Origin of the sequence: Shinella pollutisoli, from assembly GCF_024609765.1 — a bacterium.
Taxonomy (GTDB): domain Bacteria; phylum Pseudomonadota; class Alphaproteobacteria; order Rhizobiales; family Rhizobiaceae; genus Shinella; species Shinella pollutisoli.
The window spans coordinates 1-26,571 of record NZ_JANFDG010000019.1 but is presented as its reverse complement, the minus strand read 5'-3'; the positions used below and the strand labels follow the sequence as shown (position 1 = coordinate 26,571).

At 69.3% G+C, this 26,571-nt stretch carries 23 protein-coding genes; 11 read left to right on the top strand and 12 right to left on the bottom strand.

What is annotated here, in order from left to right; all coding sequences use genetic code 11:
• Positions 1 to 14: 14 nt before the first annotated feature.
• Together pmtA and dnaN are read right to left on the bottom strand one after the other, a co-directional pair.
• Positions 15 to 617: a phospholipid N-methyltransferase PmtA gene (gene pmtA, locus NNZ72_RS15970; RefSeq protein ID WP_257316379.1), complete on the bottom strand. Its 603-nt coding sequence runs from the start codon at positions 615 to 617 to the stop codon at positions 15 to 17.
• Between the two features lie 145 nt (positions 618 to 762).
• Complete coding sequence (gene dnaN / locus NNZ72_RS15965; RefSeq protein ID WP_257316378.1) at positions 763 to 1,881, bottom strand: DNA polymerase III subunit beta; 1,119 nt, start codon at positions 1,879 to 1,881, stop codon at positions 763 to 765.
• A 212-nt stretch (positions 1,882 to 2,093) separates the two neighbouring features.
• Here dnaN and rsmI point away from each other — a divergent pair, with 212 nt between their 5' ends.
• The 5 genes from rsmI to NNZ72_RS15940 all read left to right on the top strand — a co-directional run bounded on the left by rsmI (position 2,094) and on the right by NNZ72_RS15940 (position 6,756).
• Complete coding sequence (gene rsmI, locus NNZ72_RS15960) at positions 2,094 to 3,035, top strand: 16S rRNA (cytidine(1402)-2'-O)-methyltransferase (protein WP_257316377.1); 942 nt, start codon at positions 2,094 to 2,096, stop codon at positions 3,033 to 3,035.
• Positions 3,025 to 3,393, top strand: a complete 369-nt coding sequence (locus NNZ72_RS15955; protein WP_257316376.1) for a YraN family protein — start codon at positions 3,025 to 3,027, stop codon at positions 3,391 to 3,393. Before rsmI ends, NNZ72_RS15955 begins: the two co-directional genes overlap by 11 nt.
• 83 nt (positions 3,394 to 3,476) lie before the next feature.
• Positions 3,477 to 3,977 (top strand): cupin domain-containing protein, encoded by a 501-nt coding sequence (locus NNZ72_RS15950; protein WP_257316375.1) that lies wholly within the window; start codon positions 3,477 to 3,479, stop codon positions 3,975 to 3,977.
• A 67-nt stretch (positions 3,978 to 4,044) separates the two neighbouring features.
• Positions 4,045 to 4,989: a glutathione synthase gene (gshB, locus tag NNZ72_RS15945; protein WP_257316374.1), complete on the top strand. Its 945-nt coding sequence runs from the start codon at positions 4,045 to 4,047 to the stop codon at positions 4,987 to 4,989.
• 234 nt (positions 4,990 to 5,223) lie between these two features.
• Positions 5,224 to 6,756: a YifB family Mg chelatase-like AAA ATPase gene (locus tag NNZ72_RS15940; RefSeq protein ID WP_257316373.1), complete on the top strand. Its 1,533-nt coding sequence runs from the start codon at positions 5,224 to 5,226 to the stop codon at positions 6,754 to 6,756.
• Positions 6,757 to 7,020: 264 nt separating this feature from the next.
• Here NNZ72_RS15940 and cysK read toward each other — a convergent pair whose 3' ends face one another.
• The 4 genes from cysK to dut all read right to left on the bottom strand — a co-directional run bounded on the left by cysK (position 7,021) and on the right by dut (position 10,236).
• On the bottom strand, positions 7,021 to 7,989 hold the full coding sequence (gene cysK / locus NNZ72_RS15935; protein ID WP_257316372.1) for a cysteine synthase A: 969 nt from the start codon (positions 7,987 to 7,989) through the stop codon (positions 7,021 to 7,023).
• 130 nt (positions 7,990 to 8,119) lie between these two features.
• On the bottom strand, positions 8,120 to 8,737 hold the full coding sequence (locus NNZ72_RS15930; protein WP_257316371.1) for a LysE family translocator: 618 nt from the start codon (positions 8,735 to 8,737) through the stop codon (positions 8,120 to 8,122).
• 159 nt (positions 8,738 to 8,896) lie between these two features.
• Positions 8,897 to 9,772: a GNAT family N-acetyltransferase gene (locus NNZ72_RS15925; RefSeq protein WP_257316370.1), complete on the bottom strand. Its 876-nt coding sequence runs from the start codon at positions 9,770 to 9,772 to the stop codon at positions 8,897 to 8,899.
• Positions 9,773 to 9,777: 5 nt separating this feature from the next.
• Positions 9,778 to 10,236 carry a dUTP diphosphatase gene (gene dut / locus NNZ72_RS15920; RefSeq protein ID WP_257316369.1) on the bottom strand — a complete coding sequence of 153 codons (459 nt, stop codon included), beginning with the start codon at positions 10,234 to 10,236 and terminating at the stop codon, positions 9,778 to 9,780.
• 94 nt (positions 10,237 to 10,330) lie between these two features.
• Between dut and NNZ72_RS15915 the strand changes: the two genes are divergently transcribed.
• On the top strand, positions 10,331 to 11,911 hold the full coding sequence (locus tag NNZ72_RS15915; protein WP_257316368.1) for a peptide chain release factor 3: 1,581 nt from the start codon (positions 10,331 to 10,333) through the stop codon (positions 11,909 to 11,911).
• On the opposite strand, the gene NNZ72_RS15910 is transcribed toward NNZ72_RS15915, so the two are convergent.
• Positions 11,912 to 12,316 carry a GFA family protein gene (locus NNZ72_RS15910; protein ID WP_257316367.1) on the bottom strand — a complete coding sequence of 135 codons (405 nt, stop codon included), beginning with the start codon at positions 12,314 to 12,316 and terminating at the stop codon, positions 11,912 to 11,914.
• 234 nt (positions 12,317 to 12,550) lie between these two features.
• On the opposite strand from NNZ72_RS15910, the gene NNZ72_RS15905 reads away from it, so the two are divergent.
• Positions 12,551 to 13,372 (top strand): class II glutamine amidotransferase, encoded by an 822-nt coding sequence (locus NNZ72_RS15905; RefSeq protein ID WP_257316366.1) that lies wholly within the window; start codon positions 12,551 to 12,553, stop codon positions 13,370 to 13,372.
• Here the strand turns inward: NNZ72_RS15905 and coaBC are convergent.
• From coaBC to ubiE, 5 genes are all read right to left on the bottom strand, one after another.
• Complete coding sequence (gene coaBC / locus NNZ72_RS15900) at positions 13,356 to 14,570, bottom strand: bifunctional phosphopantothenoylcysteine decarboxylase/phosphopantothenate--cysteine ligase CoaBC (protein ID WP_257316365.1); 1,215 nt, start codon at positions 14,568 to 14,570, stop codon at positions 13,356 to 13,358. The two genes, NNZ72_RS15905 and coaBC, sit on opposite strands and share 17 nt — an antisense overlap.
• 269 nt (positions 14,571 to 14,839) lie before the next feature.
• The gene (locus NNZ72_RS15895; protein ID WP_257316364.1) at positions 14,840 to 15,643 is read right to left on the bottom strand and encodes a potassium channel family protein; all 804 of its coding nucleotides are present in this window, start codon (positions 15,641 to 15,643) and stop codon (positions 14,840 to 14,842) included.
• 47 nt (positions 15,644 to 15,690) lie between these two features.
• Positions 15,691 to 19,284, bottom strand: a complete 3,594-nt coding sequence (locus tag NNZ72_RS15890; RefSeq protein ID WP_257316363.1) for a tetratricopeptide repeat protein — start codon at positions 19,282 to 19,284, stop codon at positions 15,691 to 15,693.
• A gap of 80 nt (positions 19,285 to 19,364) precedes the next feature.
• Complete coding sequence (gene ubiB, locus NNZ72_RS15885; RefSeq protein ID WP_257316362.1) at positions 19,365 to 20,939, bottom strand: 2-polyprenylphenol 6-hydroxylase; 1,575 nt, start codon at positions 20,937 to 20,939, stop codon at positions 19,365 to 19,367.
• 37 nt (positions 20,940 to 20,976) lie between these two features.
• The gene (gene ubiE, locus NNZ72_RS15880; protein WP_257316361.1) at positions 20,977 to 21,753 is read right to left on the bottom strand and encodes a bifunctional demethylmenaquinone methyltransferase/2-methoxy-6-polyprenyl-1,4-benzoquinol methylase UbiE; all 777 of its coding nucleotides are present in this window, start codon (positions 21,751 to 21,753) and stop codon (positions 20,977 to 20,979) included.
• A gap of 167 nt (positions 21,754 to 21,920) precedes the next feature.
• Between ubiE and mutM the strand changes: the two genes are divergently transcribed.
• The 4 genes from mutM (at position 21,921) to dnaA (ending at position 26,439) form a co-directional block, all read left to right on the top strand.
• Positions 21,921 to 22,802 (top strand): bifunctional DNA-formamidopyrimidine glycosylase/DNA-(apurinic or apyrimidinic site) lyase, encoded by an 882-nt coding sequence (gene mutM / locus NNZ72_RS15875; protein WP_257316360.1) that lies wholly within the window; start codon positions 21,921 to 21,923, stop codon positions 22,800 to 22,802.
• A 27-nt stretch (positions 22,803 to 22,829) separates the two neighbouring features.
• Complete coding sequence (locus tag NNZ72_RS15870; protein ID WP_257316359.1) at positions 22,830 to 23,603, top strand: enoyl-CoA hydratase; 774 nt, start codon at positions 22,830 to 22,832, stop codon at positions 23,601 to 23,603.
• A gap of 180 nt (positions 23,604 to 23,783) precedes the next feature.
• Positions 23,784 to 24,050 (top strand): 30S ribosomal protein S20, encoded by a 267-nt coding sequence (gene rpsT / locus NNZ72_RS15865; protein WP_257316358.1) that lies wholly within the window; start codon positions 23,784 to 23,786, stop codon positions 24,048 to 24,050.
• Between the two features lie 943 nt (positions 24,051 to 24,993).
• The gene (gene dnaA, locus NNZ72_RS15860; protein ID WP_371747768.1) at positions 24,994 to 26,439 is read left to right on the top strand and encodes a chromosomal replication initiator protein DnaA; all 1,446 of its coding nucleotides are present in this window, start codon (positions 24,994 to 24,996) and stop codon (positions 26,437 to 26,439) included.
• Positions 26,440 to 26,571: the final 132 nt, after the last annotated feature.

Sequence of the window (26,571 nt, the reverse complement as noted above, 5' to 3'; positions counted from 1 at the left end):
CGAAAAGAGTGGGCTCAGTGCGGCCGGCTGTAGGTCCAGAGCTGCGCCGGCGGGATGTTGCGCACGACGAAGTCGAGATGGCTGATCCGGTAGCGGTCCGGCATGGCGACGACGGGCGAGAGCGGCCCGTAGGAGATCTGCACGACCGGCCGGCCGGCCGGCACGCGGGAAAGCAGGTCCTCGATCAGCGCCACCCGGCGGTGCATCGGGAAATTGAGGAGCGGCACGGCGGAGATGATGCAGTCGAAGGTCGTGTCCGCAAGCGCGCCGAGCGTGGCGTCGAGGTCGAAGGCGTCGCCGTTGATGAAGTTCACGCCGTGGAAGCGCTCGACCAGGTGGTTGTAGAAGTCCGTCGAATATTCGACGGAAACCAGCCGGTCGGGCGCGAGCCCCGTCTGCAGGATGGCCTTGGTGATGACGCCGGTGCCGGGACCGAGCTCGAGGACCGGCCGGCCGGAGGAGGGCTCGACCACGCTCGCCATGCGGCGGGCGGTTATCGAGGAGGTCGGGATGATGGAGCCGACCGCGCGGGTGTTGCTCATCCAGCCCTTGAAGAAGCGGATCTCGTCGTCGAATTTCCTGCCGAGCCGTTCCTTGACCTTCACGCGTAACGTCATGTCATCCCCCGTTGGCCGTCGCGCGGCGCGCGAATGCGAGGCTGCGATCCCCGCGCGATTCGCCTTGCACGTGGAGCGCATATGCGACGCGGTTTGCGTCAAAAACAAGTCTGTCTGCGGCGTCGTCCGAAAAATCCTGCGCGGGTCAGACGCGCATCGGCATCAGCACGTAGAGCGCATCGTCGCCGGAAAGCTCGCGCACCAGCGTCGGCGAACCGGGGTCGGCCAGCATGAACACGGCCTCGGAGCCGGAAAGCTGCGCGGTGATGTCGAGCAGGTATTTCGCGTTGAAGCCGATCTCCAGCGGATCGCTCTCGTAGCCGACCGGCAGCTCCTCGGTGGCGCTGCCCGAATCCGGGTTGTTGACGGTGAGCGTGAGCTGCCCGTCGGTGAGCGCCAGCTTCACGGCGCGGCCGCGTTCGGAGGAGATGGTCGAGACGCGGTCGACGGCCTGCGCGAAGGCCTGGCAGTCGATCTTCAGCTCCTTGTCGTTGCCGGTCGGGATCACGCGCTGGTAGTCCGGGAAAGTGCCGTCGATCAGCTTCGAGGTCATGACGATCGAGCCGATGGTGAAGCGGATCTTGGCGTCGGAGACCTCGACTGTGACGACGACGTCCGGGCTGTCGACGAGCTTCTGCAGCTCGCCGACGGTCTTGCGCGGGATGATGATGCCCGGCATGCCCTCGGAGCCGGAGGGCGCCTCGACGTCGGCGCGGGCGAGCCGGTGGCCGTCGGTCGCGACGGCGCGCAGCTTCAGCGCGCCCCTGTCCTCGATCGTGTGGATGAAGATGCCGTTCAGGTAGTAGCGCGTCTCCTCCGTCGAGATCGCGAACTGCGTGCGGTCGATCAGCATCTTGAGGTCGGTCGCCTTGAGGCGGAACGTGTGGGTGAAGCTGCCGGCGGTGAGGTCCGGGAAATCGGACTGCGGCAGGCATTGCAGCGAGAATTTCGAGCGGCCGGAGGCGACCGTCATCGACGAGCCGTCGGCATTGGTGGCGAGCAGTACCTCGGAGCCGTCCGGCAGCTTGCGCACGATGTCGTAGAGGAGATGGGCGGGGACGGTCGTGGCCCCTGCCTGCTCCACCTGCGCCGGCGTCGCCTCGGTGATCTCCAGGTCGAGGTCGGTCGCCTTCATCTCCAGGCTCGCGCCTTCCGAGCGCAGCAGCACGTTCGAGAGGATCGGGATCGTGTTGCGCCGCTCCACCACGCGGTGGACGTGGTTCAGCGACTTCAGGAGATTGGACCGCTCGAGGGTGATGCGCATGGATGTAGACCGCTTTCGACCGCTTGCGCGCCGGTTCTCCGGCGCGGCATTGCCTTCATGGTTCCGGCGGGTGCCGGAAGGATGTGGACGGGCAAAATGGCAGAAATGGAAGGTCGAATGCAAGGGGGAACGGCACGTCGCCCCCTTCAAACGGCACCAAGTCTTGCACCGCTTGCCGCGCTCGCCCATAAGGACGGGAAACGGGACGATGGATGGAGCGCGACGCGATGCGGGACGACGGGCAATCGGGCGGCGAGGTGCCGCGCGGGCGGAGCTTCCGCCTCGCCGACGTCGCCGTCCCCGCCCGGCCGCTCGAGCCCGCGCTCTACCTCGTGGCGACGCCGATCGGCAACCTCGCCGACATCACGCTGCGCGCGCTCGAAACGCTCGCCGGCGCCGACGTGCTCGCCTGCGAGGACACGCGCGTCACCCGCGTGCTGCTCGACCGCTACGGCATCGCGAACCGCCCCTTCGCCTATCACGAGCACAATGCCGGCGAGGCGGGGCCGCGGCTGATCGCGGCGCTCGACGCGGGCCGGTCCGTGGCGCTTGTCTCCGACGCCGGCACGCCGCTCGTCTCCGATCCCGGCTATAGGCTGGCGCTTTCGGCGATCGCCGCCGGCCACCGGGTCGTGCCGGTACCGGGCGCGTCCGCGCCGCTTGCCGCCCTCGTCGGTTCCGGCCTGCCGAACGACGCCTTCCTCTTCGCGGGCTTCCTGCCCTCGAAGGACAAGGCGCGGCGCGACCGGCTCGCCGAGCTTGCCGGCGTGCCGGCGACGCTCGTCTTCTTCGAATCGCCGCACCGCATCGCCGCGGCCGTCGCGGCGGCGGCCGGCGTGCTGGGCGGCGAGCGCCCGGCCTGCGTCTGCCGCGAGCTCACCAAGACCTTCGAGGAGTTCCGCCGCGGTACGCTTGCCGAGCTTGCCGCCTTCTACGGCGACGGCCACACGGTCAAGGGCGAGATCGTCCTCGTCGTCGGTCCGCCCGGGGAGGCGGCCGCACCCGAGGCGGCTGACGTCGACCGGCTGCTCGCCGACCTCGCCCGCACCATGCCCGCCGGCAAGGCCGCGACCGAGGCCGCGCGGCAGACGGGCCTTGCCCGCAAGGACCTCTACCAGCGCCTCCTCGACCTGAAGGGCTCCGATGCCGGATAGGGCCGCAGATCCGCGCCGGCTGAAGGCGTTCCGCCGCGGCCATGCTGCCGAATATCTCGCTGCACTCTATCTCCGCGCCAAGGGCTACCGCATCGAGGCTATCCGCTTCCGCACCCCCGTCGGCGAGATCGACATCGTCGCCCGCCGCGGCGATCTCGTCGCCTGCGTCGAGGTGAAGGCGCGCCGGGAGACCGGCGACGCGGTCTTCGCCGTCACCGCGAGCGCGCAGCGGCGCATCCGCGCGGCGAGCGACGTCTGGCTTTCCCGCCGGCCCGACGCCCACCGCCTGTCGCTGCGCTACGACATCGTCGCCGTCCTGCCCTGGCGGCTGCCGCGCCATTTCGAGAATGCGTTCTGATCGGTAAAATTCGAGCCGTCGCCTGAACGCGGACGTTACCATTGCCCGCTAGTCTCCCATCCCGGAATGCAAAGGGGGACGACATGGTTCTGAAACTCATGCTGGCCGCGATGGTGGCCGTATCCGCGCGGCCGCGCCAGCCCGCCGCACCCGCGCCCGCCCCGGTGGTCGCCGCGGCGATCGACGAGCTCGAGCTGGAGCCGGCGCCGATCCGCCGCGAGTGGATCCTCAGGGGCGACCCGCAGGCGCGCGCCTCGACCCATTCCGACGCCAGCGACCGGCAGGCGATGACGGCGGTGTGGGACTGCACGGCCGGCACCTTCCGCTGGCACTTCGACTGGGACGAGACGGTGGTGATCGTCGAGGGTGCCGTGCACGTCACCGCCGAGGACGGCAGCGAGCGCACGCTGAGCGCCGGCGACATCGCCTATTTCCCCGCCGGAAGCTGGGCGACCTGGCACGTGGAGGACTATGTGCGCAAGGTCGCCTTCTGCCGCCGCCAGTTCCCGGCACCCGTCGCCGCCGCGCTGAAGGTCGGCGACCGCATGCGCCGCGGGCTCGCGCGCGTCGGGCTCGCCGCCTGACGCGCCGGCCGTTGCCTTCGCGCAATCGGCACCTTAAATGTGTCGAGCATTTGCGCGGGGACAGGACATGGCAAAGATCACGAACGTCGCGGTCCAGATGGACCATGTGTCGACCATCAACATCGCCGGCGATTCGACCTTCGCCATGAGCCTCGAGGCGCAGGCCCGCGGCTACCGGCTCTTCCACTACACGCCGGACCGCCTCAGCCTGCGTGACGGCACGGTCTACGCGACCGTCGAGCCGATGGAGCTGCGCGACGTCGCGGGCGAGCACGTGACGCTCGGCGCGCCGGAGCGCGTCGATCTTGCGACGATGGACGTGGTGCTGCTGCGCCAGGACCCGCCCTTCGACATGGCCTATATCACCTCGACGCACCTGCTCGAGCGCATCCATCCGAAGACGCTGGTGGTCAACGACCCCGCCTGGGTGCGCAACTCGCCGGAGAAGATCTTCGTCACCGAGTTCGCCGACCTGATGCCGGCGACGCTGATCACCCGCGATCCCGCCGAGATCCGCCGCTTCCGCGAGGAGATGGGCGACATCATCCTCAAGCCGCTCTACGGCAACGGCGGCGCCGGCGTCTTCCACTCGACACGCGACGACCGCAACCTTTCGTCGCTGCTGGAAATGTTCGGCCAGATGTTCCGCGAGCCCTTCATCGCCCAGCAATACCTGCCGGACGTGCGCAAGGGCGACAAGCGCATCATCCTCGTCGACGGCGAGCCGGCGGGCGCGATCAACCGCGTGCCGGCCGAGCACGACAGCCGCTCCAACATGCATGTCGGCGGCCGCGCCGAGGCGACGGAGCTGACGGCGCGCGAGAAGGAGATCTGCGCGCGCATCGGGCCGGCGCTGCGCGAGCGGGGCTTCCTGCTGGTCGGCATCGACGTCATCGGCGACTACATGACGGAGATCAACGTCACCTCGCCGACCGGCATCCGCGAGGTGAAGCGCTTCGGCGGCGCCGATATCGCCGCGCTCCTGTGGGATGCCATCGAGCGCAGGCGCTAGCAGCGTACTGCATCCGGCAGCAAGAGGATGGAGCGGCCGTCCGGCTTCTGCCGGATGTCCGCCGCCCCGGTCCGCGTTCGCGGCCGGTCCCGCTTCGTTCCGCAAATGCAACCGCATGCAACCGCCGCGTGGAAATATCGTCGCGCGGTTCCGTGATTGTTCTTGTTTTATTCCGCTTTCCATGGCAGATTTGCCGTCGCAACCCTGAGGCGGTTGCAGGGGGCGGGGGCAATCATGGTGGCACGGGTCGGCACGGTGGCGTTCCAGGGCATCGAGGGCGTGCCCGTCGACGTCCAGGTCATGGTGGCGCCCGGCAAGGTGGGCATGCAGATCGTCGGCCTGCCGGACAAGGCGGTGGCCGAGAGCCGCGAGCGGGTGCAGGCCGCGCTCCACGCCTCCGGCCTGTCGCTGCCGCCGAAGCGCGTGACGATCAACCTCGCGCCCGCCGACCTGCCCAAGGAGGGCAGCCATTACGATCTCGCCATCGCGCTCGGCCTGATGGTGGCGCTCGGCGCCGTGCCGGCCGACGCGCTTTCCGGCTATCTCGTCATCGGCGAGCTCAATCTCGACGGGACGCTCGCGCCCGTGGCCGGCGCGCTGCCGGCGGCGATCGCCGCCAACGCGCTCGACAAGGGGCTGGTCTGCCCGGCCGGCAACGGCGCGGAGGCGGCCTGGGCGGGCGGCGGGCTTTCGGTGCTCGCGCCGCGTAGCCTGATCGCGCTCGTCAACCATTTCAAGGGAACGCAGGTGCTCGCGCGGCCCGAGCCCGCCATCCGTGCGCCCGCGTTCGGCCTGCCGGACCTCGCCGACATCCGCGGGCAGGAGAGCGCGCGCCGCGCTCTGGAGGTCGCGGCGGCCGGAAACCACAATCTGCTGATGGTCGGGCCGCCCGGCTCCGGCAAGTCGATGCTCGCCCAGCGGCTCGCCTCGATCCTGCCGCCGCTCTCGCCGGCGGAGCTCCTTGAGGTGTCGATGGTCCATTCGATCGCCGGGCAGCTTGCCGGCGGGCGGCTTTCGGACCGCCGGCCCTTCCGCGCGCCGCACCATTCGGCGAGCATGGCCGCACTCGTCGGCGGCGGCCCGCGCGCCCGGCCGGGCGAGGTCTCGCTCGCGCACAACGGCGTGCTCTTCCTCGACGAACTGCCGGAATTCTCCCCGCAGGCGCTCGATGCGTTGCGCCAGCCGCTGGAGGCGGGCGAATGCGTCATCGCCCGGGCGAACCATCGGGTCAGCTACCCGGCCGCGGTGCAGCTCGTCGCCGCGATGAACCCGTGCCGCTGCGGCATGGCGGGAGAGCCGGGCATGGTCTGCGCCCGCGGCCCGCGCTGCGCCAGCGACTACCAGGCCCGCGTCTCGGGCCCGCTGATGGACCGCATCGACATCCGCATCGACGTGCCCGCCGTCTCGGCGGCCGACCTCATCCGCCCGGGCACGTCGGAGACGAGCGAGGCGGTGGCGCGCCGCGTCGCCCGGGCGCGCGCCCTGCAGGTGGACCGCTTCGCCCGGCTCGGCATGCCGGCGCTGACGAGCAATGCCCGCGCCTCGACCGCGCTGGTGGAGAAGATCGCCGAACCCGATCCCGGCGGCCTCCAGCTGCTGCGCGACGCGGCGGAGAAGATGCGCTTCTCCGCCCGCGCCTATCACCGGGTGCTCAAGGTCGCCCGCACGCTCGCCGACCTCGACGAGGCGCCTGCGATCGGCCGCATCCACCTCGCCGAGGCCATCTCCTACCGCATCGCCGGCGAAAGGCTTGCCGCGGCGGCGTGACGCGCGCGGGAACCGTGTCCCGGGGAAAGTGCATTTGCCGGCGGGCGGAGATCGGCCGGCGGCACGCGAACGCGGCAAGGTCGAAAGGAATGAAGCGGGCACGCGGCTTCGGCCGCGCGCCCGCCGCGGCGGCTTCCGCCTTCTCCCGCCGGCCGCGGCGGCGGACCGGCGGCGCGGCAGGTGAAGCCCTGTCGTTCCGCCCGCTGCCGCCCGTTTGGCTTCGGGTCACGCCTTCCCGCCAGGAAAGGCGTGTATGGCCCCGCCTTAGCCGCCCAGCCCCTCGAACAGCGCGGTGGAAAGGTAGCGCTCGGCGAAGGAGGGGATGATGATGACGATGGTCTTCCCGGCGTTTTCCGGCCGGCTGCCGACCTTGGCCGCGGCGGCGAGCGCGGCACCCGAGGAGATGCCGACGGGCACGCCTTCGAGCCGGGCGACGAGGCGGGCGGTTTCGAAGGCCTCGTCGTTGGTCACGGTCACGACCTCGTCGTAGACCCCGGTGTCGAGGATCGCCGGGGCGAAGCCCGCGCCGATGCCCTGGATCTTGTGCGGGCCGGGATTGCCGCCGGAGAGCACCGGGCTGTCGGCGGGCTCGACGGCGACGACCCTGACGCCCGGCTTCCGCGCCTTCAGCACCTGGCCGGCGCCGGTGATCGTGCCGCCGGTGCCGATGCCGGAGACGAGGATGTCGACGGCGCCGTCCGTATCGTTCCAGATCTCCTCGGCCGTCGTCCTGCGGTGGATCTCCGGGTTGGCCGGGTTCTCGAACTGCTGCGGGATGACGGCGCCGGGAATGGTCTCGGCAAGCTCGGTCGCCTTGGCGATGGCGCCCTTCATGCCCTTCGCCCCTTCGGTCAGCACCAGCTCGGCGCCGAGGAGCGCCAGCATCTTGCGCCGTTCGACCGACATGGTCTCCGGCATGGTGAGGATCAGCCGGTAGCCCTTGGCGGCGGCGGCGAAGGCGAGCGCGATGCCGGTGTTGCCCGAGGTCGGCTCGACGAGCGTCGACTGGCCGGGCGTGATCCTGCCCGCCGCCTCCAGCGCCTCGATCATCGCCACGCCGATGCGGTCCTTGACGGAGGCGATCGGGTTGAAGAATTCGAGCTTGGCGAGAAGGTCGGCCTTGACGCCTTTCTCCTTCGCGAATTTTTCCAGCCGGACCAGCGGCGTGTCGCCGATCGTCTCGGTGATGGAGGCATAGATACGGCCGCGGCCGGGCTTGCGGTTTTCTGTCATCGGGTGCTCCCTCGTTTCCTCTGCGGGGAGGATAGGGGCGAACCGCGCCGGAGACGAGTCCGGATTTCGCGACAAATGCGCCGGAGGGAGAAAGGCTTGCCGGAAAGTCCGGCCGGAGCCGGACGATCGTTCACGCCGCGCGCGTGGCGATCCAGGCGGCCGTGCCGGCGAGGATGCCGGCGGCGATGCGGTTCATGCGCCGGAGCGCCCGCGGCTCGCGCAGCAGCAGCCGGGCGCGCGAGGCGAGCGCGATATAGGGCACGAGCACGACGAGCAGCACCACGAAGGTCGCAGCGATGAGCACGCCGTATTCGTCGAGGCCGATCGATTCGAGATCGACCAGCGTCGGCACCAGCGCCACGTAGAACAGCATGGTCTTCGGGTTGCCGAGCGTCACCAGCAGGCCGGAGAGGAAGGACATGCCGAGCCCGGTCTGCCGGCTCGCCTCGATGTTTTCGGGCAGCAGCCCCGAGGTCCAGAGCTTCCAGGCGATGTAGCCGAGATAGGCGGCGCCGGCGATCTTGATCAGCATGAAGGCGGTGGTGAAGGTCTGGGCGATGAAGGCGAGGCCGAGGATCACGGCGGTCAGGTAGATCATGTCGCCGAGGATGAGGCCGAGCCCCATGAAGAAGGTCGGCCGGAAGCCGGAGCCGAGCGCGCGCGCGACGATCGCGGTGATGCCGGGACCGGGAATGACGGCGGCGATGAACAGCGCGCCGCAATAGGCGATGAGGACGGCGATCGTCATGGTAGGCTCCCTGGCTCACGCTCTTCTAGAGCAATTCCAGCAAAAGTGTGCAGCGGTTTTGCGTCCGGAATTGCTTGAAAACAAAAGGATAGAGCGTTTTCGCGATTCGGAGAAAAGCGGAAATACTCTAGCGTCGCCCGCGTCCGGCAGCAACGGGGATCAGAACACCGCCATCGGCGACAGCGCGAAGGGGCCGTCGGGCAGCCCGTCCGCGCCGCGCAGCATCAGGACGACCTCGCCGGCCTCCGCCACGGCCTCGCCTTCCCAGCCGAGCCGGTCCGGCGGAAAGCGCACCGCGACGCGCTCCGGAGCAAGGCCGAGGGCGGCGAGGACGGCGGCAAGCGGCGGGATCGCCGGCCCCGCGACGTCGAGCAGCTCGAACGCACCATCCGGCCCTTCGCGCCAGGCGACGGCGGCATTCTCCCGCTCCATCAGGCCAAGCCGCACGCCGTCTTCCCAGATCGCGTTGAGCAGGAACATCTCCGTCTGCCGCACGGGCGCGAAGCGGCGGGAGACGGGCTGGCGCGCCTCCAGCAACGCGCGCAGCAGGCCGACGTCGCTTGTATCGTCGAGATCGAGGCGGCGTGCTTTCCCGGTGCCGCTCGCTCCGGGCGGCGCGGGGCCGACGAAACGGTTCTGCGGCACGGTGCGGAAGCCGTGGCGTTCGTAGAGCGCCGGTGTGTCCGTCAGCAACGCCACGGCCTCGAAGCCCTGCCTCGCGCAATGGTCGAGCGCGGCCGTCATCAGCGCGCGGTAGAGGCCGCGGCCGCGCCAGGCCGGATGCACCGTGCCCGATTGCAGGCCCGCGGCGTGCAGGGACGCACCGTTGACGACGAGCGGCAGGGAGAAGGCGGTGAGATTGGCGATGCAGCGCCCGGCCGCGTCGAAATAGGCGAGGGGAACGGCCGTCGGGTCCGGCCCGCCGAGCCGGTCGAGGAGGCGGATATCGATGCCGAACGTCTCGTGCAGGAGGTCGGCGAGCGCCAGCCGGGCCGCCCGGTCCGGGAGGAAACCGGAACGGAAGAGCGGCTCCATCCCGCTCAGTGCACGCCGGTCGAGCCGAAGCCGCCGGCGCCGCGCACGGTCTCGCTCGCCGCGGCCGCCTCGCGCACCGCCGCCTGCACGACGGGGGCGATGAGGAGCTGGGCGATGCGCATGCCGCGCTCGATGACGAAGGCCTCCTCGCCGAGATTGACGAGCAGCACCTTCACCTCGCCGCGATAGTCGCTGTCGATCGTGCCGGGCGCGTTGAGGCAGGTGACGCCGTGCTTGAAGGCGAGCCCCGAGCGCGGCCTGACCTGCCCCTCGTAACCGTGCGGGATCTCGAAGACGAAGCCGGTCGGCACCAGCGCGCGCTGGCCGGGGCCGAGCGTCAGCGGCTGATCGGCGGGGACGGCGGCGCGCAGGTCCATCCCGGCCGCACCCGCGGTCTCGTAGGCGGGCAGGTCGATGCCGTCGCCGTGCGGCAGGCGGATGAGGTCGAGGCGGGGTGCGGTCATGCGGCCCATAAGCGGCAAGCGCCCCGCCCGCGTCAATTGCACTTTGCCGGGCGAGCCTGTAAAGACCGCCGCAACGCACAGGAAACTCGACAGAATGGCCGAAACACTCGCCGAGGCGGTCTCCCGCCGCCGCACCTTCGCGATCATCGCGCATCCCGACGCCGGCAAGACCACGCTCACCGAAAAGCTGCTGCTTTTCGGCGGCGCGATCCAGCTTGCCGGCGAGGTGAAGGCCAAGAAGGACCGCATCCAGACCCGCTCGGACTGGATGAAGATCGAGCGCGAGCGCGGCATCTCGGTCGTCACCTCGGTCATGACCTTCGAATATGGCGGCAACGTCTTCAACATCCTCGACACGCCCGGCCACGAGGACTTCGCCGACGACACCTACCGCACGCTGACGGCGGTGGACGCCGCCGTGATGGTCATCGACGCCGCCAAGGGCATCGAGCCGCGGACGCTGAAGCTGTTCGAGGTCTGCCGGCTGCGCGACATCCCGATCCTCACCTTCGTCAACAAGATGGACCGCGAGAGCCGCGACCCGTTCGAGATCCTGGACGAGGTGGAGGAGAAGCTGGCGCTCGACACAGCGCCCGTCACCTGGCCGGTCGGCCGGTCGAAGACCTTCTGCGGCTCCTTCAACCTCGCGGAGGGCACGTTCCGCGGCTCCGAGACGCAGGTCGAGCCGTTGAAGGTGGACGATCTCGGCGAGGTCGCCGCCCGCCTGCCGGAAAACGAGCGCGCCGCCTTCCGCGACGAGCTGGAGCTCGCCCGCGAGGCCTGCCGGCCCTTTGACCGCGACGCCTTCCTCGAAGGTCATCTGACGCCGGTCTTCTTCGGCTCGGCGCTCAGGAATTTCGGCGTGCGCGACCTCATCGACGCGCTCGGCGCCTTCGCGCCGCCGCCGCGCGACCAGGTGGCGGACGTGCGCACGGTCCACGCGGCCGAGGACAGGATGACGGCCTTCGTCTTCAAGATCCAGGCCAACATGGACCCCAACCACCGCGACCGCATCGCCTTCGCCCGCGTCTGCTCCGGCATGCTGGAGCGCGGCATGAAGGTGCGGCTCGCCCGCACCGGCAAGCAGATCGGGCTGACGGCCCCGCAATTCTTCTTCGCCTCGCAGCGCCAGCTCGCCGACACCGCTTATGCCGGCGACGTGGTCGGCATCCCGAACCACGGCACGCTCCGTATCGGCGACACGCTGACGGAGGGCGAGGCGCTGGTCTTCGAGGGTGTGCCGAACTTCGCGCCGGAGATCCTGCGCCGCGTGCGGCTGGAAGACGCGATGAAGGCGAAGAAGCTGAAGGAGGCGCTGCAGCAGATGGCGGAGGAGGGCGTCGTGCAGCTCTTCTCGCCGGAGGACGGCTCGCCGGCCATCGTCGGCGTCGTCGGCGCGCTGCAGCTTGACGTCCTGAAGGAGCGGCTTTCGGCGGAATACGGCCTGCCGGTCTCCTTCGAGATGTCGCGCTTCTCTGTCTGCCGCTGGATTTCCGCCGACAATCCCGCCGAGCTCGAAAAGTTCGTGACGGCGCGGCGCGGCGACATCGCCCGCGACCTCGACGGCGACCCGGTCTTCCTCGCGCAGGACGCCTTCTCGCTGCGCTACGAGGCGGAGCGCTATCCGGCGATCAAGATGGTCGCCGTCAAGGAATACCACGTCGCCAAGGCGTGATCAGTCGCCCGCCCGGCCGGGCAGCGCGGCAAGCTCGCCGAACCAGTCCACGGCCGAGGCGCACCAGATCTGGCTCTTCGGCCTCAGGCCTGCGCGCTGGTTGATGCTGCCCCAGCGGATGCCCCAGGTCTCGGCCTCCGCGCCGGTGCCGGTGGTGAAGAGCGGCGAGCCGCATTGCGGGCAGAAATACTGCCGCCGGGTGCGGCCGTTGTCGGCGATCTTCTCGTAGAGCTTCGGCGCGTTGCCGGTGAGCCGCACCGCTGTGCGCGGCACGGTAGCCGTCACCCGGTAGGGCGAGCCCGTCAGCCGCTGGCAATCCGTGCAATGGCAGATCGCGACGTCCTCGGGATCGATCTCGGCCTCGTAGGTGACGAAGCCGCAGTGGCACTGTCCGTCGATGCGCATGGTTCCTCCCGCCGTTCCTGCGACGGAAGGATAGGTCCCGCGCGCCGGCGGTCAATGCGCCGGCCGATGAAGGCTCCGTTCCCGCGGGAACGGCGCGGCCGGCGGCACCGTGCCAGAATGGCACGCAACGGCAGGCGCCGTTTACTTTCGTTAACGCATTTTTACCCATTTGCGCCGAAAATCGCGGGGCCAAGGGTGAATGCATCGGGTCCAACGTCGAGAGCGAGAACAACCATGTGCCGCTGGGCAGCCTATCGCGGAGAGCCGCTTTACCTCGAGGAACTGGTGTCCTCGCCCGCCCATTCGCTGATCGAGCAGTCCCATTGCGCGACCCGCGCCAAGACGGCGACCAACGGCGACGGCTTCGGCATCGCCTGGTACGGCGAGCGGCCCGAGCCCGGTCTCTATCGCGACATCCTGCCCGCCTGGTCGGACTGCAACCTCAAGAGCATCGCCCGCCAGATCCGCTCGCCGCTCTTCCTCGCCCATGTGCGGGCGGCGACCGGCGGCGGCACGCGGCGCGACAATTGCCATCCGTTCGTCAACGGCGTGTGGACCTTCATGCACAACGGCCAGATCGCCGATTTCGAGCACCTGCGCCGGCCGCTGGAGACCATGCTCGACAACGACCTCTACGGCGCCCGCACCGGCTCGACCGACTCGGAGCTGCTGTTCCTGCTCGCCCTGCAGTTCGGGCTTGCGCGCGATCCGCTCGGCGCGATGGCCGAGGCGATCGCCTTCGTCGAGCGGCTCGCCGCCCATCTCGAGCGGCGCGTGCTCGTCCGCTTCACCGCCGCCTTCTCCGACGGCCACGATCTCTATGCGGTGCGCTACGCGACGGACAGCGCGGCGCCCACGCTCTACGCCGCGCCGATGGGCGAGACGGGCGGCTACTGCCTCGTCTCCGAGCCGCTCAACGACGATATCGAGGCCTGGGTGGAGGTGCCGGAGGGAAGCGCCGTCGTGCTCGGCGAGAACGGCGTCGACATGCGCATCTTCTCGCCCGCCGGCAGGCCCGCGGGCGGCATGAACGAAAAGGTCAGGGCTGCCGGCTGAAACGCCCGGCGATCCAGCCCGCCAGCCGCTCGGCGACCTCTTCCTTCGACAGATCCGGCCAGGCCTCGACGCCGGCTGCGGTGATCAGCTTCACGCTGTTGCGCGTCCCGCCCATGATGCCCGTCTCCGGCGAGACGTCGTTGGCGACGATGAGGTCGGCGCCCTTGCGCTCCAGCTTGGCGCGGCCGTTCTCCTCCACGTCCTGCGTCTCCGCGGCGAAGCCCACCACGACCTTGGGGCGGCCGGCGTGATGGCCGACGGTCTTCAGGATGTCCGGGTTCTCGGCGAGCAGCAGCGGCGGCGGGGCCTCGCCCGGCCGCTTCTTGATCTTCTCCGCGTTCGCCGCCGCCACGCGCCAGTCGGCGACGGCGGCGACCATGACGGCGATGTCCGCCGGCAGGCGGGCGAGCACGGCTTCGAGCATCTCCTCCGCCCGCTCGACCTTCACCACGGTCACGCCCGGCGGATCGGCAAGCGTCACCGGGCCGGAGACGAGCGTCACCTGCGCGCCGAGCTTCGCCAGCGCCGCCGCGATCGCATGGCCCTGCCGGCCGGAGGAGCGGTTGGCGATGTAGCGCACGGGATCGATCGGCTCGTGCGTCGGGCCGGAGGTGACGACGGCGGTTCGGCCGGCAAGCGGCCGGTCGCCGCCGGCAAGGAGCGCCTCGGCCGCAGCCGCGATCTCCAGCGGTTCCGCCATCCGGCCGAGGCCGGCCTCGCCGCCCTCCGCCATCTCGCCCGCATTCGGCCCGACGAAGGAGATGCCGTCGGCCCGCAGCGCGGCGACGTTGCGGCGCGTCGCCGGATGCGCCCACATCTTCGGGTTCATGGCGGGAGCGGCGAGCACGGGCCGGTCCGTCGCCAGCAGCACGGTGGAGGCGAGGTCGTCGGCAAGGCCGTTCGCCATCTTCGCCATCAGGTCGGCCGTCGCCGGCGCCACGACGATCAGGTCGCAGTCGCGCGCGAGCCGGATGTGGCCGACGTCCTGCTCGTCCTCGCGGGAGAAGAGGTCGGTATAGACATGGCCGGCCGCGAGCGCGCCGACGGCGAGCGGCGTCACGAATTCCCGCGCCCCCGCCGTCATGACCGGGCGCACGGCAGCACCCCGCTCGCGCAGCCGGCGGATGAGGTCGAGGCTCTTGTAGGCCGCGATGCCGCCCGAGATGACGAGAAGGATGCGTTTTCCAGCAAGGGACATGGTGGCTTCCGGGTCGTGGCGTGCGAGAGCCCTCGGGCCGAGGGCGCTCATACCCTCCTATCCCGTCGCGAAGGCTTTTCCAAGCCACCTGCCGGTCCGGCCGGCCCCCTGTCTGCAGATCTTGGCCCGCTGGATGACGGGTGGCCATGGGCGCCGTGTTTCTTGACCTTCTCGAAGAAGCACGTCTGGTGGTGGCCGCAGTCATGCGCGGCGGGCTCCGCGGGGCCGGCCTGCCGCCTGCCACACGTCCGGCCGGAACTCCCGCGCCGTCAGGCGCCTTCGTCGGGGATGTTGAGGATATGGCCGCAGGCCTTGCAGTGGACCGCGTCGGCCTCGTGCCGGGCGAGGCCGCATTGCGGGCAGGGGAAGTTCACCTTGTAGGGCCGCACGATCGCCTGCGCCAGGCGGACGAAGAGCGAGATGCCGACGATCATCGTGACGATGGCGGTGAGCTTGCCGAGCGTGCCGGGCAGGACGATGTCGCCGAAGCCGGTCGTCGTCACGGTCGCGACGGTGAAGTAGAGCGCGTCGACGAAGCCCGCCACGCCTTCGTCGCCGTAGAAGAAGTTGCTGTAGACGAAGCCCGTGACGACGAAGAGGAAGACGAGGAAGTTCACGCAGGCCTGGAAGACGTCCTCGATGCGGCCGTAGCCGGTGCGCACGAGCAGCAGCGTCACCAGCTTGCTCTGGCTGATCGCCCAGATCCTCAGCACGCGCAGGAAGGCGAAGTTGTGCAGCTGGCCGGGGAAGAGCAGCGTCCCGAGGATGACGATGTCCACCCAGGTCATCGGCCGCATCAGCCAGTAGCGCAGCGTCGGCGCGACCAGCATCCGGGCGGCGAGCTCGAAGGCGATTACCGCCGCGACGACATAGTCGATGACGATATAGGCCGGGCCCTTGCGCAGATAGGGGCCGGCGACGAAGAAGCCGAGGATCGCCACGTCGACGCAGAGCATGGCGAACTGGAAGCGGATCGCCTCGCGGTCGCGCCCGAAGTAGAGGCCGCGCAGCTGCCGGCGCGCCCGTTCCAGGAAGGGCTGCGGCGGCGTCACGCTTTGCGGCTGGTCGGTCATGGAGGCAAGACTAGGGTCGGTGCGGGGGCGGTCAAGCGTGCGCCCGCTCAGAACCGCGCCTTCATCGTCGCGAGGAAGGTGCGGCCGGGGGCGGGAACATCCGGCGCCATCTCGATGTCGTTGTCAAAGGCATTGAGCACCTGGAGGGCGATCTCGAGATGGCCGCTTTCCGATTTCCAGCCGACCGCCAGGTCCGTCGTGGAGTAGCGGTCGAGCGCGAGGACGAAGGGCGTGCCGTCGACTTCGTCCACGAGCTGCGCGCCCGTGCGCGGGCCGACGAAGGTCTGCGCGACGCTGAACGTGATGCGCGCCGGGTGGACATAGGTGAAGCCGAGCTGCCCGATATAGTCGGGCACGAGCGGGACGGAATCGCCGCTCGTGCCCGGCGTGGTGTCCGTGCTCTCGTGCCAGGCGAAGGAGCCGAACAGGCCGAGGCCGTTGCCGACCCAGTAGTTCGCCGCCACGCTCACCCGGTCGATCTTGCCGGAATCGGTGCTGTACAGGCCGTAGAGGTCGGGAATGTCGATCGCCGCGCCCGCGAACCGCACGTTCTGGTATTCGACGGAGGTGAAGAGGCGCTCGTTCCACTCCGCGTCCCAGCGCAGCGCCGCGGTCTTCGCCTGGCCCTCGTAGAACAGCGGCACCTGCAGGGGAACGAGGCCGACCGTCGAGACCGGCGACAGCGTCTGCGTGACCGGGAACTGCGTGTCGCGGCGATAGGAGGCGCGCAGCCAGTGGTTCTCGACGGGCGCCCAGGCGACGCCGATGCGCGGGTCCACCGTATCGAAGGCGCCGCCGCTGGAATCGAACCGGGAATAATAGGCGCCCGCCTGGAGCTTGAGGTCGTTGGTGACGTCGAGGATCCCGTCCGCATAGAGCCGGAAGGCACGGCCGTCGGACGTGCTCCGCTCGGAGTAGTCTAGGAAGGTGTCGAGGTCCGTGAAGGTCCTGTCGATCGTCGAATCGTAGCGCACGGTCTCCGCGCCGTAGCGCAGCGTCAGCGGGCCGAGGCCGACGAGGTGGCTGAGGCCGAAGCTCCCGCGATCGGTCTCGTCGTCCTGCTTGAGATGATAGGGGCCCTCCTCGTCGACGCCGTCGAAGTCGGCCGTCGTGCGGATGCGCTCCAGCATGGCGAAGGCCTGCACGACGTTGCGGTCGGCGATCGTATGGCTCCAGCCCGCGCCCAGCGTGTCGCTGCGGCTCTCGGCGGTGTCGAAGAGCTTCGGGAACAGGACCTGGCCGGGATAGCCGGTAACGCTCCTGCTCAGGCTGCCGAACAGGTAGACGTTGTCGGCCAGCGTGGGCCTGAGGCCGAGCTCGAACACGCCGCCCTCGAAGTCGCTCGTGTCGTTCTCGCGCGTGCCTTCCGGCCGCGCGATCTGGGCCTGGAGGTTGTAGCTGAGGGGGACCGCGGCGTAGCTCGTTCCCTTGACGTTGACGTCGCCGTCCCAGCCGAACCCGCCGCCCTCGTTGGCGAGGCCGCCCGTCAGGCTCGCCTCGAAGAAGCTGCGCTGCTCCAGCGAGTTCCTGCGCTCCTGTGTGGCGACGGCGAGCGGGTCGAGCATCAGGCTCTGCAGGTTCGTCGGCAGATAGAGGGAACCCGCCGGATAGCGGTCGAGGCCGACGGGCGGCACGCCGACGAAGGGGTTCACCTGGCCGCCCGTCTGCTCGTCGTCGTAGCTCGACGCCATGAACGGGTCGAAGGCCCGGTCCTTGTGGTACTGGCTCCATTCGTCGAGCCCGATGTTCTCGAGCGTCGCGCCGAGGACCGCCGAGGCCTGCCGGTTGGCGTCGTAACCCGCATAGTAGCCGCCGCGCGCCTGCCGGCGGCGCAGCGCCTCGCGCGCGTTGATGATGGCGTCGTCGGCGCGGTACTGGTCGAGCGCGATGCCGGCGCGCATCAGCGCGATGCTCGGATTGTCGCGGTCGAAGCGGTCGGCATTGTCGAGCGCCTGTGCGGCCTCCTCGGCGGCACCGCTCTGGTAGTTGGCGATGGCAAGCCCGATCAGCGCGTCGCCGTCGGTCGGGTTGACGGCAGCCGCCTCCTGCAGCACCGTCTCGCCCTCGGCCGTACGCCCCATGCGCAAGAGGTAGCGGCCCTTGGCGGCGAGCACGGCGTAGGACGTCGGATCGAGCGCCTCGGCCGCCTCGATCTCGCGCCTGGCGGCGGCCATCTGGTCGTTGTCCATCAGGAAGCGCGCGTAGTTGGCGCGCACCGCGGCGTTCTCGGGATTGAGCGCCGCGGCGCGGCGGTGGGCGGCGTCCGCCTCGATGGGCGCGTTGCGGTCGCTCTGGACGATGCCGATCTCGTTCCAGACGGCGTCGTCGCCGGGCGAGACCTCGGCCGCGTGCATGAGGTCGGCGAGCGCGCCGTCGAGGTCGCTGGAAACCGTGGCGCGGAAGCGGGCGCTCATCAGCAGGTAGGACGGGTCGTCCGGGTCGATCGCGCGGGCGCGGTCGAGCGCCGCCTGCACCTCGTCGCGCCGGTCGAGCTCGAAGGCGAGGCTTGCCCGCATCGCCGGCAGCGACGCGTCGTCGGGGAAGCGCCGCTCCGCCTTCTTCAGAAGCGCGATCGCCTCGGCCTGGCTGCGTATATGGGCGACGACGGTCGCCTGGGCGATGGCCTCGCCGGCGGTCGCCGGCGTGCCGTTGAGCGAGGGCGGGGCGAGCGCCGCATCGGGGTCCTTCAGCGAAGCGGCGATCCATTCGCCGTAGTGCGCCGTCGTCCGCCGCTCGCCGGAAAGGCCGGGAAGCGCCTTGCGGAACAGGAGGATCGCCTCGTCGTAGCGCATCGCCTGGCCGGCGATCATCGCCTCGACGAGCGTCGCGCGCGCTTCGAGCGCCGCCGGCAGCGGCCGGTCGAGGCGGGCAAGGGCGGCTTCGGCCGCCGCGCGCCCGTCATGGGCGAGCGCCGTCTCGGCGAGCGAGAGCCAGTCCTCGTCGCTGCGCGATGCCTCGGGCTTGTCGAGGATGCGGCTGCGCGCCGCGCGTCCGCCGCCCTCGTCCACCGGCAGGGAGGAGAAGCTGCTGCGAATCTCGCGGTAGAGCAGGATCTGCTCGCGCTCCTCGATATCGACGAGGATGTATTTGCGCGGCGCCTGATCGAGCGTCGCGACCGCGCCTTCGCCCTGGTTGACGATGACGGAGCCCTGCGCGTTGGAAAGCTCGACCGTTCCTTCGAGGACGGTGAGCGTCGTGCGGTTGCCGTCGGCGCGAAGCGACCAGTCGGTGCCGCGGATGGCGGCCGCCGCCGCCGGCGTGTCGATCGTCAGCCCGCTGCCGCCGCGCTCGGCCCGGCCCCAGATCGTGCCGCCCTGAAGGTCCAGCTCGCTCGACGAGGCAGCGTCGATCCTGCGCACGCGCAGGACCGTCTCGCGGCCCATGCGCACGAGCGTGTTGTCGACGAAGCGGATGGCGAGGTTGCCTTGGGCGTTCGTGCGCAGCGTGTCGCCTGCCAGCAGGTCCTGGTTGACCTCGACGCCGCGCCAGTCGGGGATCTCGACGAAGCGCACCTCCTCGCCGGTCTTGCGGGCGACGACGGAGCCTTCCGGCGCCGAGACGCGCGAAACCACCTCGGCGAAAGCCGGGAAAGCGCTGCCAGTGATCGCCAGGACGGCAATGCCGCGTCTCAGTCTCTTCATGTCGGAAAATCGATTGCCCCTCGATCGGCCGATATGGACTGCAATTCTTGCGGCTTGTCAACGCCGGGTGGCGGGTGCCCTCAGGCGAGCTGCCAGGCGATATAGAGAAGCGTTGCGGCGATGACCCAGAGCGCCATCCGGCCCGAGCGGCTGTGGCGCGCCTCGGCGCGGCCGATCGCCTCGGCGGTCTCGGCGTCGAAGCGCAGGCCTTTTTCCGTCATGGCGGTGATCTCCAGCGAGAGCTTTTCGGCCCTGGCGGCGATCTCGGGCGCGGCCTCGGCGAGGCGCAGCGCCGCGTGCGCCCCGTCGCGCAGGTCGGTGAGCAGGCGCTTCGGCCCGAGATTGTCGCGGATCCAGCCGCCGACGACCGGCTCGGCCGCCTTCCACATGTTGAAGCGCGGGTTGAGCGTGCGCGCCACGCCCTCGACCACCACCATGGTCTTCTGCAGCATGACGAGCTCGGTGCGGGTCTCCATGTCGAAGAGCTCCGTCACCTCGAAGAGCAGCGTGAGCAGCTTGGCCATCGAGATGGTCTCGGCCGGCTGGCCGTGGATCGGCTCGCCGATGGCGCGGATCGCTTGGGCGAAGCTCGCCGTGTTGTGGCGGGCGGGCACGTAGCCGGCCTCGAAATGCACGTCGGCGACGCGCTGGTAGTCGCGGGTGATGAAGCCGTAGAGGATCTCGGCGAGGAAGCGGCGCTCCTTCTTGCCGAGCCGGCCGACGATGCCCATGTCGACGGCGACGATCACCCCCTCGGGGTCGACGAACAGGTTGCCCTGGTGCATGTCGGCATGGAAGAAGCCGTCGCGCAGCGTGTGGCGCAGGAAGGACTGGATCAGCGTGTCGGCGAGCCGGTCGAGGTCGTGGCCGGCGGCCCTCAGGCCCTCGATGTTCGACATCTTGATGCCGTCGATCCATTCCATGGTGACGACGTCGCGGCCGGTGCGCTCCCAGTCGACCTTCGGCACGCGGAAGCCCGGATCGTCGCGGGTGTTCTCGCCGAGCTCGGACAGGGCCGCCGCCTCCAGCCGCAGGTCCATCTCCACCTTGGTCGTCTGCTCCAGCGTGCGCGTCACCTCCACCGGCTTGAGGCGCCGCGTGTCGGGCAGGAAGGTCTCCTGCAGCCGCGCGGCCGCATACATCGCCTCCAGGTCGTGGGCGAAGCGCTGGCGCACGCCGGGCCGGATGACCTTGACGGCGACGCGCCGCTCAGTAGTCGCATCGCGCACCGTCGCCGGGTGAACCTGCGCGATGGAGGCGGCGGCGATGGGTTCGCCGAATTCGGCATAGAGGTCGTCGAGCGGCCGGCCGAGGGAGGCCTCGACGATGGCGACGGCCGACTCGCGAGGGAAGGTCGCCATGCGGTCCTGCAGCGCGGAGAGATCGACGGCGATCTCGGCGCCGACCACGTCCGGCCGCGTCGCGAGGAACTGGCCCATCTTCACGTAGGAGGGACCGAGGCGCTCGATGGCGCGGGCGAGCCGCGTGCCGCGCTCCTCGCCCGCCGCCCGGCGGCGGGCAAGCAGGCCGGCGACGGCGTGGACGGTGCGCGCGAGCGGCGGCAGGCCGTCCGCCGGCAGCGTCGAGACGACGCCCTCGCGCACGAGCACCCAGCCCACGCGGACGAGGCGGAGATAGGCGCCGACAATGCTCATGCGGGACGGCCGCCGAAGGCGATGTCGAGGACGAGGCTCACAGCTTCCATCCCGAATGCAGCGCGGCGATGCCGCCGGTATAGTTGGTGTAGGTCACGCGCGAAAAGCCGGCCTTGCGGATCATCGTCGCGAAATCCTCCTGGTTCGGGAACTTGCGGATCGATTCCACGAGATACTGGTAGGGCTCGGCGTCGCCGGTGATCATCCTGCCGAACTGCGGGATCGCATTGAACGACCAGGCGTCGTAGACGCGGTCGAGGAGCGGCATCTCCACCTCGGAGAATTCGAGCACCAGCAGCCGCCCTCCGCGCTTCAGCACCCGGTGGGCCTCGGCGAGCGCCACGTCGATGCGCGGCACGTTGCGGATGCCGAAGGCGATCGTGTAGGCGTCGAAGGTGCCGGCCTCGAAGGGCAGGGTCTCCGCATTGGCCTCGACGAATTCGAGATTGGCCGAAAGCCCTCTCTTCGCCGCCCGGTCGGCGCCGACGGAAAGCATCGAGCCGTTGATGTCGAGCACGGTCGCATGCGCGAGCCTGCCCGAGGCCTCGACGATCCGGAAGGCGATGTCGCCGGTGCCGCCCGCGACGTCCAGCACCCTGTAGGCCGGGTCGCGGCGCGGGTTGAGGCTTGCCACCATCGCGTCCTTCCAGGCCCGGTGCAGGCCCGCGGACATGACGTCGTTCATGATGTCGTAGCGCTTGGCGACCTTGTGGAACACGTCGTTGACGAGCGCCTGCTTCTCGCCCTCGCCGACCTGGCGGAAGCCGTAGGAGGTCTCCATGCCGCCGTCGGCGGAGGTGCGCTGTTCCGTCATCATCAACTCCATGGGCCGGTCTGTCGCAGCCCGTTTGCCGCAAAGACCATAGCGAATTGCCGGCAGCCGCGCTATCTGGACGCGACGTGCCGCGTATATAGAGCAAGGAAGGCGACAAGGGAAATGGCGAGGCGCGGCAAAGCGTCCGCCGCGTCGAAGGAGCGATCATGCCGGAACTGCCGGAAGTGGAAACGGTCAGGCGCGGGCTAGCCCCCGTCATGGAGGGCGCGCTGATCCGCCGCGCCGAGCTGCGCCGCCCGGACCTCCGCTTTCCCTTCCCGGCGGGCTTCGCCGAGGCGCTTTCCGGCCGGCGCGTCCTCTCGCTCGGCCGCCGGGCGAAATACCTGCTGGTCGACCTCGAGGGCGGCGACGTGATGATCGCCCATCTCGGCATGTCCGGCTCCTTCCGCGTGGAGGGCGAGGAGGCCCCCGGCGCCTTCCATATCCCGCGCGGCAAGGACGCGCGCCACGATCACGTCGTCCTCCACCTGGAGACGGCGGAGGGGGAACGGCGCGTCGTCTACAACGACCCGCGCCGCTTCGGCTTCATGGACCTCGCCCGCCGCGAGGCGATCGCCGGCCATCCCTTCTTCCGCGACCTCGGCGAGGAGCCGACCGGCAACGCGCTCGACGCCGGCTATATCGCGGCGAAGTTCCGCGGCCGGCAGGTGCCGCTGAAGGCCGCGCTGCTCGACCAGAAGAACATCGCCGGCCTCGGCAACATCTACGTCTGCGAGGCGCTGTGGCGGGCGCATCTGTCGCCGGAGCGGGCCGCGGGCTCGCTGGTGACGGCGGCGGGCAGGCCGAAGAAGGAGCTCGTCCTCCTGACCGAGGCGATCCGTGCCGTCATCGCAGACGCCATCGAGGCCGGCGGCTCGACGCTGCGCGACCATATCCGCGCCGACGGCTCGCTCGGCTATTTCCAGCATTCCTTCTCCGTCTACGACCGCGAGAAGGAGCCTTGCCGCACCCCCGGCTGCACGGGCATCATCGGCCGCATCGTCCAGGGCGGCCGCTCGACCTTCCTGTGCACGGCCTGCCAGACGTAAGAGATCAAGACGAAGAGGAGAGAAGGAATGGCCTATGAAACGCTGCTGGTGGAGACGCGCGGGCGCGTCGGCCTCGTCACGCTCAACCGGCCGCAGGCGCTGAACGCGCTGAACCGGCAGCTCCTCGACGAGCTGACGGCGGTGCTCGCCGGCTTCGAGGCCGACGACGGCATCGGCGCGATCGTCGTCACCGGCTCGGAAAAGGCCTTCGCCGCCGGCGCCGACATCAAGGAGATGCAGCCCTACGGCTTTGCCCGGGCGATGATCGAGGACCTCGCCGCCGGCTGGGACCGGGTCGCTTCGTGCCGCAAGCCGATGATCGCCGCCGTCAGCGGCTTCGCGCTCGGCGGCGGCTGCGAGCTCGCCATGATGTGCGATTTCATCATCGCCTCGCAGACGGCGAAGTTCGGCCAGCCGGAGATCACGCTCGGCATCATTCCCGGCATGGGCGGCACGCAGCGCCTGACGCGCGCCGTCGGCAAGGCGAAGGCGATGGACCTGATCCTCACCGGCCGGATGATGGACGCGGCGGAAGCGGAGCGCGCCGGCCTCGTCGCTCGCGTCGTCGCCCCCGAGCGGCTGCTGGAGGAGGCGCTCTCGGCGGCGGAGAAGATCGCCTCCTTCTCGCTGCCGGCGGCGATGCTCGCCAAGGAGGCGGTGGTGCGCGCGCAGGAGACGGTGCTTGCGGAGGGTATGCGCGCCGAGCGCCGGCTGTTCCACGCGCTTTTTGCGACCGAGGACCAGAAGGAGGGGATGAGCGCCTTCATCGAGAAGCGCACGCCCGCCTTCGGCCACCGATGAAACGAGAATCCGCGTTGACGGCGGCGCGGTTTCCGTTTATACGCCGCGCTCAGTTTGGAAAGCCAATCGACGGTTTTCCGATATTGCTCCCGAATTGCCTGCCGACAGGAACGGATCGAGGTCGCGTGACCCGGCAGGGCGAGGGCGGAGTGTGTGTCAGATTTCTGAAGAGAGGCATAGATGGCCAATACGAACTCGGCTAAGAAGGCGACCCGCAAGATCGCCGCGCGCACCGCAGTCAACAAGTCGCGCCGCTCGCGCGTCCGCAGCTTCATCCGCAAGGTCGAGGAGGCGATCGCCTCCGGCGACCAGGCGCTCGCCGCCGCCGCCCTGAAGGCGGCCCAGCCGGAACTGATGCGCGCCGCCACGAAGGGCGTGCTGCATTCCAACACGGCTTCCCGCAAGGTCTCGCGCCTCGCCGGCCGCGTGAAGGCGATGCAGGCCTGAGCGCCAGCCTCCCGAGCTATGCAATATTAGAAATTGCCCGGTGCTTGCGCCGGGCTTTTTCTTTGCTTTTTCGGCCCTGCCACGGCTAATGTGCAAGGCTCGATCATGTCAGCGGCGTGACGAAAAAAATCGTTTCAATTCAGTGTGTTGCGAGAGGATGGGGCGGCGGCTCGGCCCTTCCGCTACGAGAGTTTGACGGCTTTCGGAGTCAAGCGAATTTTTATTTTTCTCGTTTTCCGCGTGCCTTGAAAACCGTCGCAAAACAAAGCCATTGATTCTCAAGAGATTCTGCCGCAGGGAGGCTTGCCCGAGTCAGGAAGCGGCTTTGGAGTCAACGGTCGCGCCTTAATTTCGCGTAAAATTCGTGATTGATCTTGCCGTCCGATCCTGCCTAAATGCTTTCCACAGGGGGCGCGGACACAGCCTTCACGTGATCGCCGGAACGCTGTCTTAGCCGACAGGGAGAGGCGTTCGTCCCTTGTAGCGAGGCGGCTCCGCTTCGCAAAATCATCAAACCGGCAACACTTGTCCCAGACGCCTCCGGCTTTCTGGATGGGTGTCTTCGGCCGGTCGTCCTGCCCCGCGCCGTCGAGGAAGGCCGCGGGACGGGAAGAATGCGGTTCCGCTCGACGAGGGAGCGGGGGACCGGCGCATGCGGGCGGATGCCGAGGTGGGCGGCCGGCCGCATGGACACGAGACAGGGGCCGTGCCGGGGAAGGGGCCGGGCGGCCGGGACACGCCGAACCCGACCGGGCCATGCATGGTGCGGACGGGCGAGGCCGGATTGAGGGGTGCCGGCAGGCTTTGCCGGCACGGCGAATTGAGAATGAAAGGCGGCATGATGCAGACGAATACGGCCAGAACGGCTGATGCATTCGCAAAAGGGGAAGAAGCACGGCAAATGCTCCCGCAAGAAGGGGCTCAGGCGGGGGTACAATCCGAGATGAAGCAGGACGCGCTTTTCGAACGGGTCAGTGCGCGATTGAAGGCGCAGGTCGGTCCGGACGTTTTTGCGAGCTGGTTCGGACGCCTGAAGCTTCATTCGACCTCCAAGAGCGTCGTGCGCCTCTCGGTTCCCACGACCTTCCTGAAGTCCTGGATCAACAACCGCTATCTCGATCTCATCACCGGCCTGTTCCAGCAGGAAGACCCCGAAATCCTCAAGGTGGAGATCGTCGTGCGCAGCGCGCTGCGCGGCGCGCGTGCCGGCCATGCGGAAGAGGCCGCCGGCGAGCCCGCCCCGCAGGCGAGCCCGCGCCGTGCCGCCTCCGCGCCGCAGCCGGTCGCCAGCGCCGCCGCCGCGGTGGCCGCGTCCGCCCAGCCGCGCCCGCAGCCCTCGGGGCCGCTCTTCGGCTCGCCGCTCGACCAGCGCTACACGTTCGACAGCTTCGTCGAAGGCACCTCGAACCGCGTGGCGCTCGCCGCCGCCCGCACCATCGCCGAGGCCGGTGCCGGTGCGGTGCGCTTCAACCCGCTCTTCGTCCATTCGAGCGTCGGCCTCGGCAAGACGCATCTTCTCCAGGCGATCGCCATCGCGGCGCTCGCGAGCGCGCGCAATCCGCGCGTCGTCTATCTCACGGCCGAATATTTCATGTGGCGCTTCGCGACGGCGATCCGCGACAACGACGCGCTCTCCCTCAAGGAGACGCTGCGCAACATCGACCTCCTGGTCATCGACGACATGCAGTTCCTGCAGGGCAACTCGATTCAGAACGAGTTCTGCCATCTTCTCAACATGCTGCTCGATTCCGCCCGCCAGGTGGTGGTCGCCGCCGACCGCGCGCCCTGGGAGCTGGAATCGCTCGACCCGCGCGTGCGCTCGCGCCTGCAGGGCGGCGTCGCCATCGAGATGGAAGGTCCGGACTACGAGATGCGGCTGGAAATCCTCAAGCGCCGGCTCGCCGCCGCGCGGCAGGAGGACACGACGCTGGACATTCCGGTGGAGATCCTGAGCCACGTCGCCCGCAACGTCACCGCGAGCGGCCGCGAGCTGGAGGGCGCCTTCAACCAGCTCCTCTTCCGCCGTTCCTTCGAGCCGAACCTGACGATCGAGCGCGTCGACGAGCTGCTCGGCCATCTCGTCGCCGCCGGCGAGCCGCGCCGCGTGCGCATCGAGGACATCCAGCGCGTCGTCGCCAAGCATTACAACGTCTCGCGCCAGGAACTCGTCTCCAACCGCCGCACGCGCGTGATCGTCAAGCCGCGCCAGATCGCCATGTACCTGTCGAAAACGCTGACGCCGCGCTCCTTCCCGGAGATCGGCCGCCGCTTCGGCGGACGCGACCACACGACCGTGCTGCACGCCGTACGCAAGATCGAGGAACTGATCGCCGGCGACACCAAGCTCAGCCACGAGATCGAGCTTTTGAAGCGGCTGATCAACGAGTAGGGGATTGAGCGAATAGGGAGTAGCGAATAGCGAATAGAAGTATGGACGGGCCAACCTGCCTCTGAATACTTCGCTATTCGCTATTCGCTATTCGCTATTCGCTATTCGCTATTCGCTATTCGCTATTCGCTA

Bases quoted from the DNA above. Each gene is read 5' to 3' on its own strand.
- NNZ72_RS15905 (WP_257316366.1), top strand. From the start codon at position 12,551: ATGTGCCGCTGGGCAGCCTATCGCGGAGAGCCGCTTTACCTCGAGGAA.
- NNZ72_RS15925 (WP_257316370.1), bottom strand. From the start codon at position 9,772: ATGGAGCCGCTCTTCCGTTCCGGTTTCCTCCCGGACCGGGCGGCCCGG.
- cysK (WP_257316372.1), bottom strand. From the start codon at position 7,989: ATGACAGAAAACCGCAAGCCCGGCCGCGGCCGTATCTATGCCTCCATC.
- NNZ72_RS15930 (WP_257316371.1), bottom strand. From the start codon at position 8,737: ATGACGATCGCCGTCCTCATCGCCTATTGCGGCGCGCTGTTCATCGCC.
- NNZ72_RS15915 (WP_257316368.1), top strand. From the start codon at position 10,331: ATGGCCGAAACACTCGCCGAGGCGGTCTCCCGCCGCCGCACCTTCGCG.
- NNZ72_RS15890 (WP_257316363.1), bottom strand. From the start codon at position 19,284: ATGAAGAGACTGAGACGCGGCATTGCCGTCCTGGCGATCACTGGCAGC.
- NNZ72_RS15870 (WP_257316359.1), top strand. From the start codon at position 22,830: ATGGCCTATGAAACGCTGCTGGTGGAGACGCGCGGGCGCGTCGGCCTC.
- gshB (WP_257316374.1), top strand. From the start codon at position 4,045: ATGGCAAAGATCACGAACGTCGCGGTCCAGATGGACCATGTGTCGACC.
- dnaN (WP_257316378.1), bottom strand. From the start codon at position 1,881: ATGCGCATCACCCTCGAGCGGTCCAATCTCCTGAAGTCGCTGAACCAC.
- NNZ72_RS15950 (WP_257316375.1), top strand. From the start codon at position 3,477: ATGGTTCTGAAACTCATGCTGGCCGCGATGGTGGCCGTATCCGCGCGG.
- coaBC (WP_257316365.1), bottom strand. From the start codon at position 14,570: ATGTCCCTTGCTGGAAAACGCATCCTTCTCGTCATCTCGGGCGGCATC.
- rpsT (WP_257316358.1), top strand. From the start codon at position 23,784: ATGGCCAATACGAACTCGGCTAAGAAGGCGACCCGCAAGATCGCCGCG.
- NNZ72_RS15940 (WP_257316373.1), top strand. From the start codon at position 5,224: ATGGTGGCACGGGTCGGCACGGTGGCGTTCCAGGGCATCGAGGGCGTG.
- mutM (WP_257316360.1), top strand. From the start codon at position 21,921: ATGCCGGAACTGCCGGAAGTGGAAACGGTCAGGCGCGGGCTAGCCCCC.
- NNZ72_RS15955 (WP_257316376.1), top strand. From the start codon at position 3,025: ATGCCGGATAGGGCCGCAGATCCGCGCCGGCTGAAGGCGTTCCGCCGC.
- dnaA (WP_371747768.1), top strand. From the start codon at position 24,994: ATGAAGCAGGACGCGCTTTTCGAACGGGTCAGTGCGCGATTGAAGGCG.
- rsmI (WP_257316377.1), top strand. From the start codon at position 2,094: ATGGAGCGCGACGCGATGCGGGACGACGGGCAATCGGGCGGCGAGGTG.
- NNZ72_RS15895 (WP_257316364.1), bottom strand. From the start codon at position 15,643: ATGACCGACCAGCCGCAAAGCGTGACGCCGCCGCAGCCCTTCCTGGAA.
- ubiB (WP_257316362.1), bottom strand. From the start codon at position 20,939: ATGAGCATTGTCGGCGCCTATCTCCGCCTCGTCCGCGTGGGCTGGGTG.
- pmtA (WP_257316379.1), bottom strand. From the start codon at position 617: ATGACGTTACGCGTGAAGGTCAAGGAACGGCTCGGCAGGAAATTCGAC.
- ubiE (WP_257316361.1), bottom strand. From the start codon at position 21,753: ATGACGGAACAGCGCACCTCCGCCGACGGCGGCATGGAGACCTCCTAC.
- NNZ72_RS15910 (WP_257316367.1), bottom strand. From the start codon at position 12,316: ATGCGCATCGACGGACAGTGCCACTGCGGCTTCGTCACCTACGAGGCC.
- dut (WP_257316369.1), bottom strand. From the start codon at position 10,236: ATGACCGCACCCCGCCTCGACCTCATCCGCCTGCCGCACGGCGACGGC.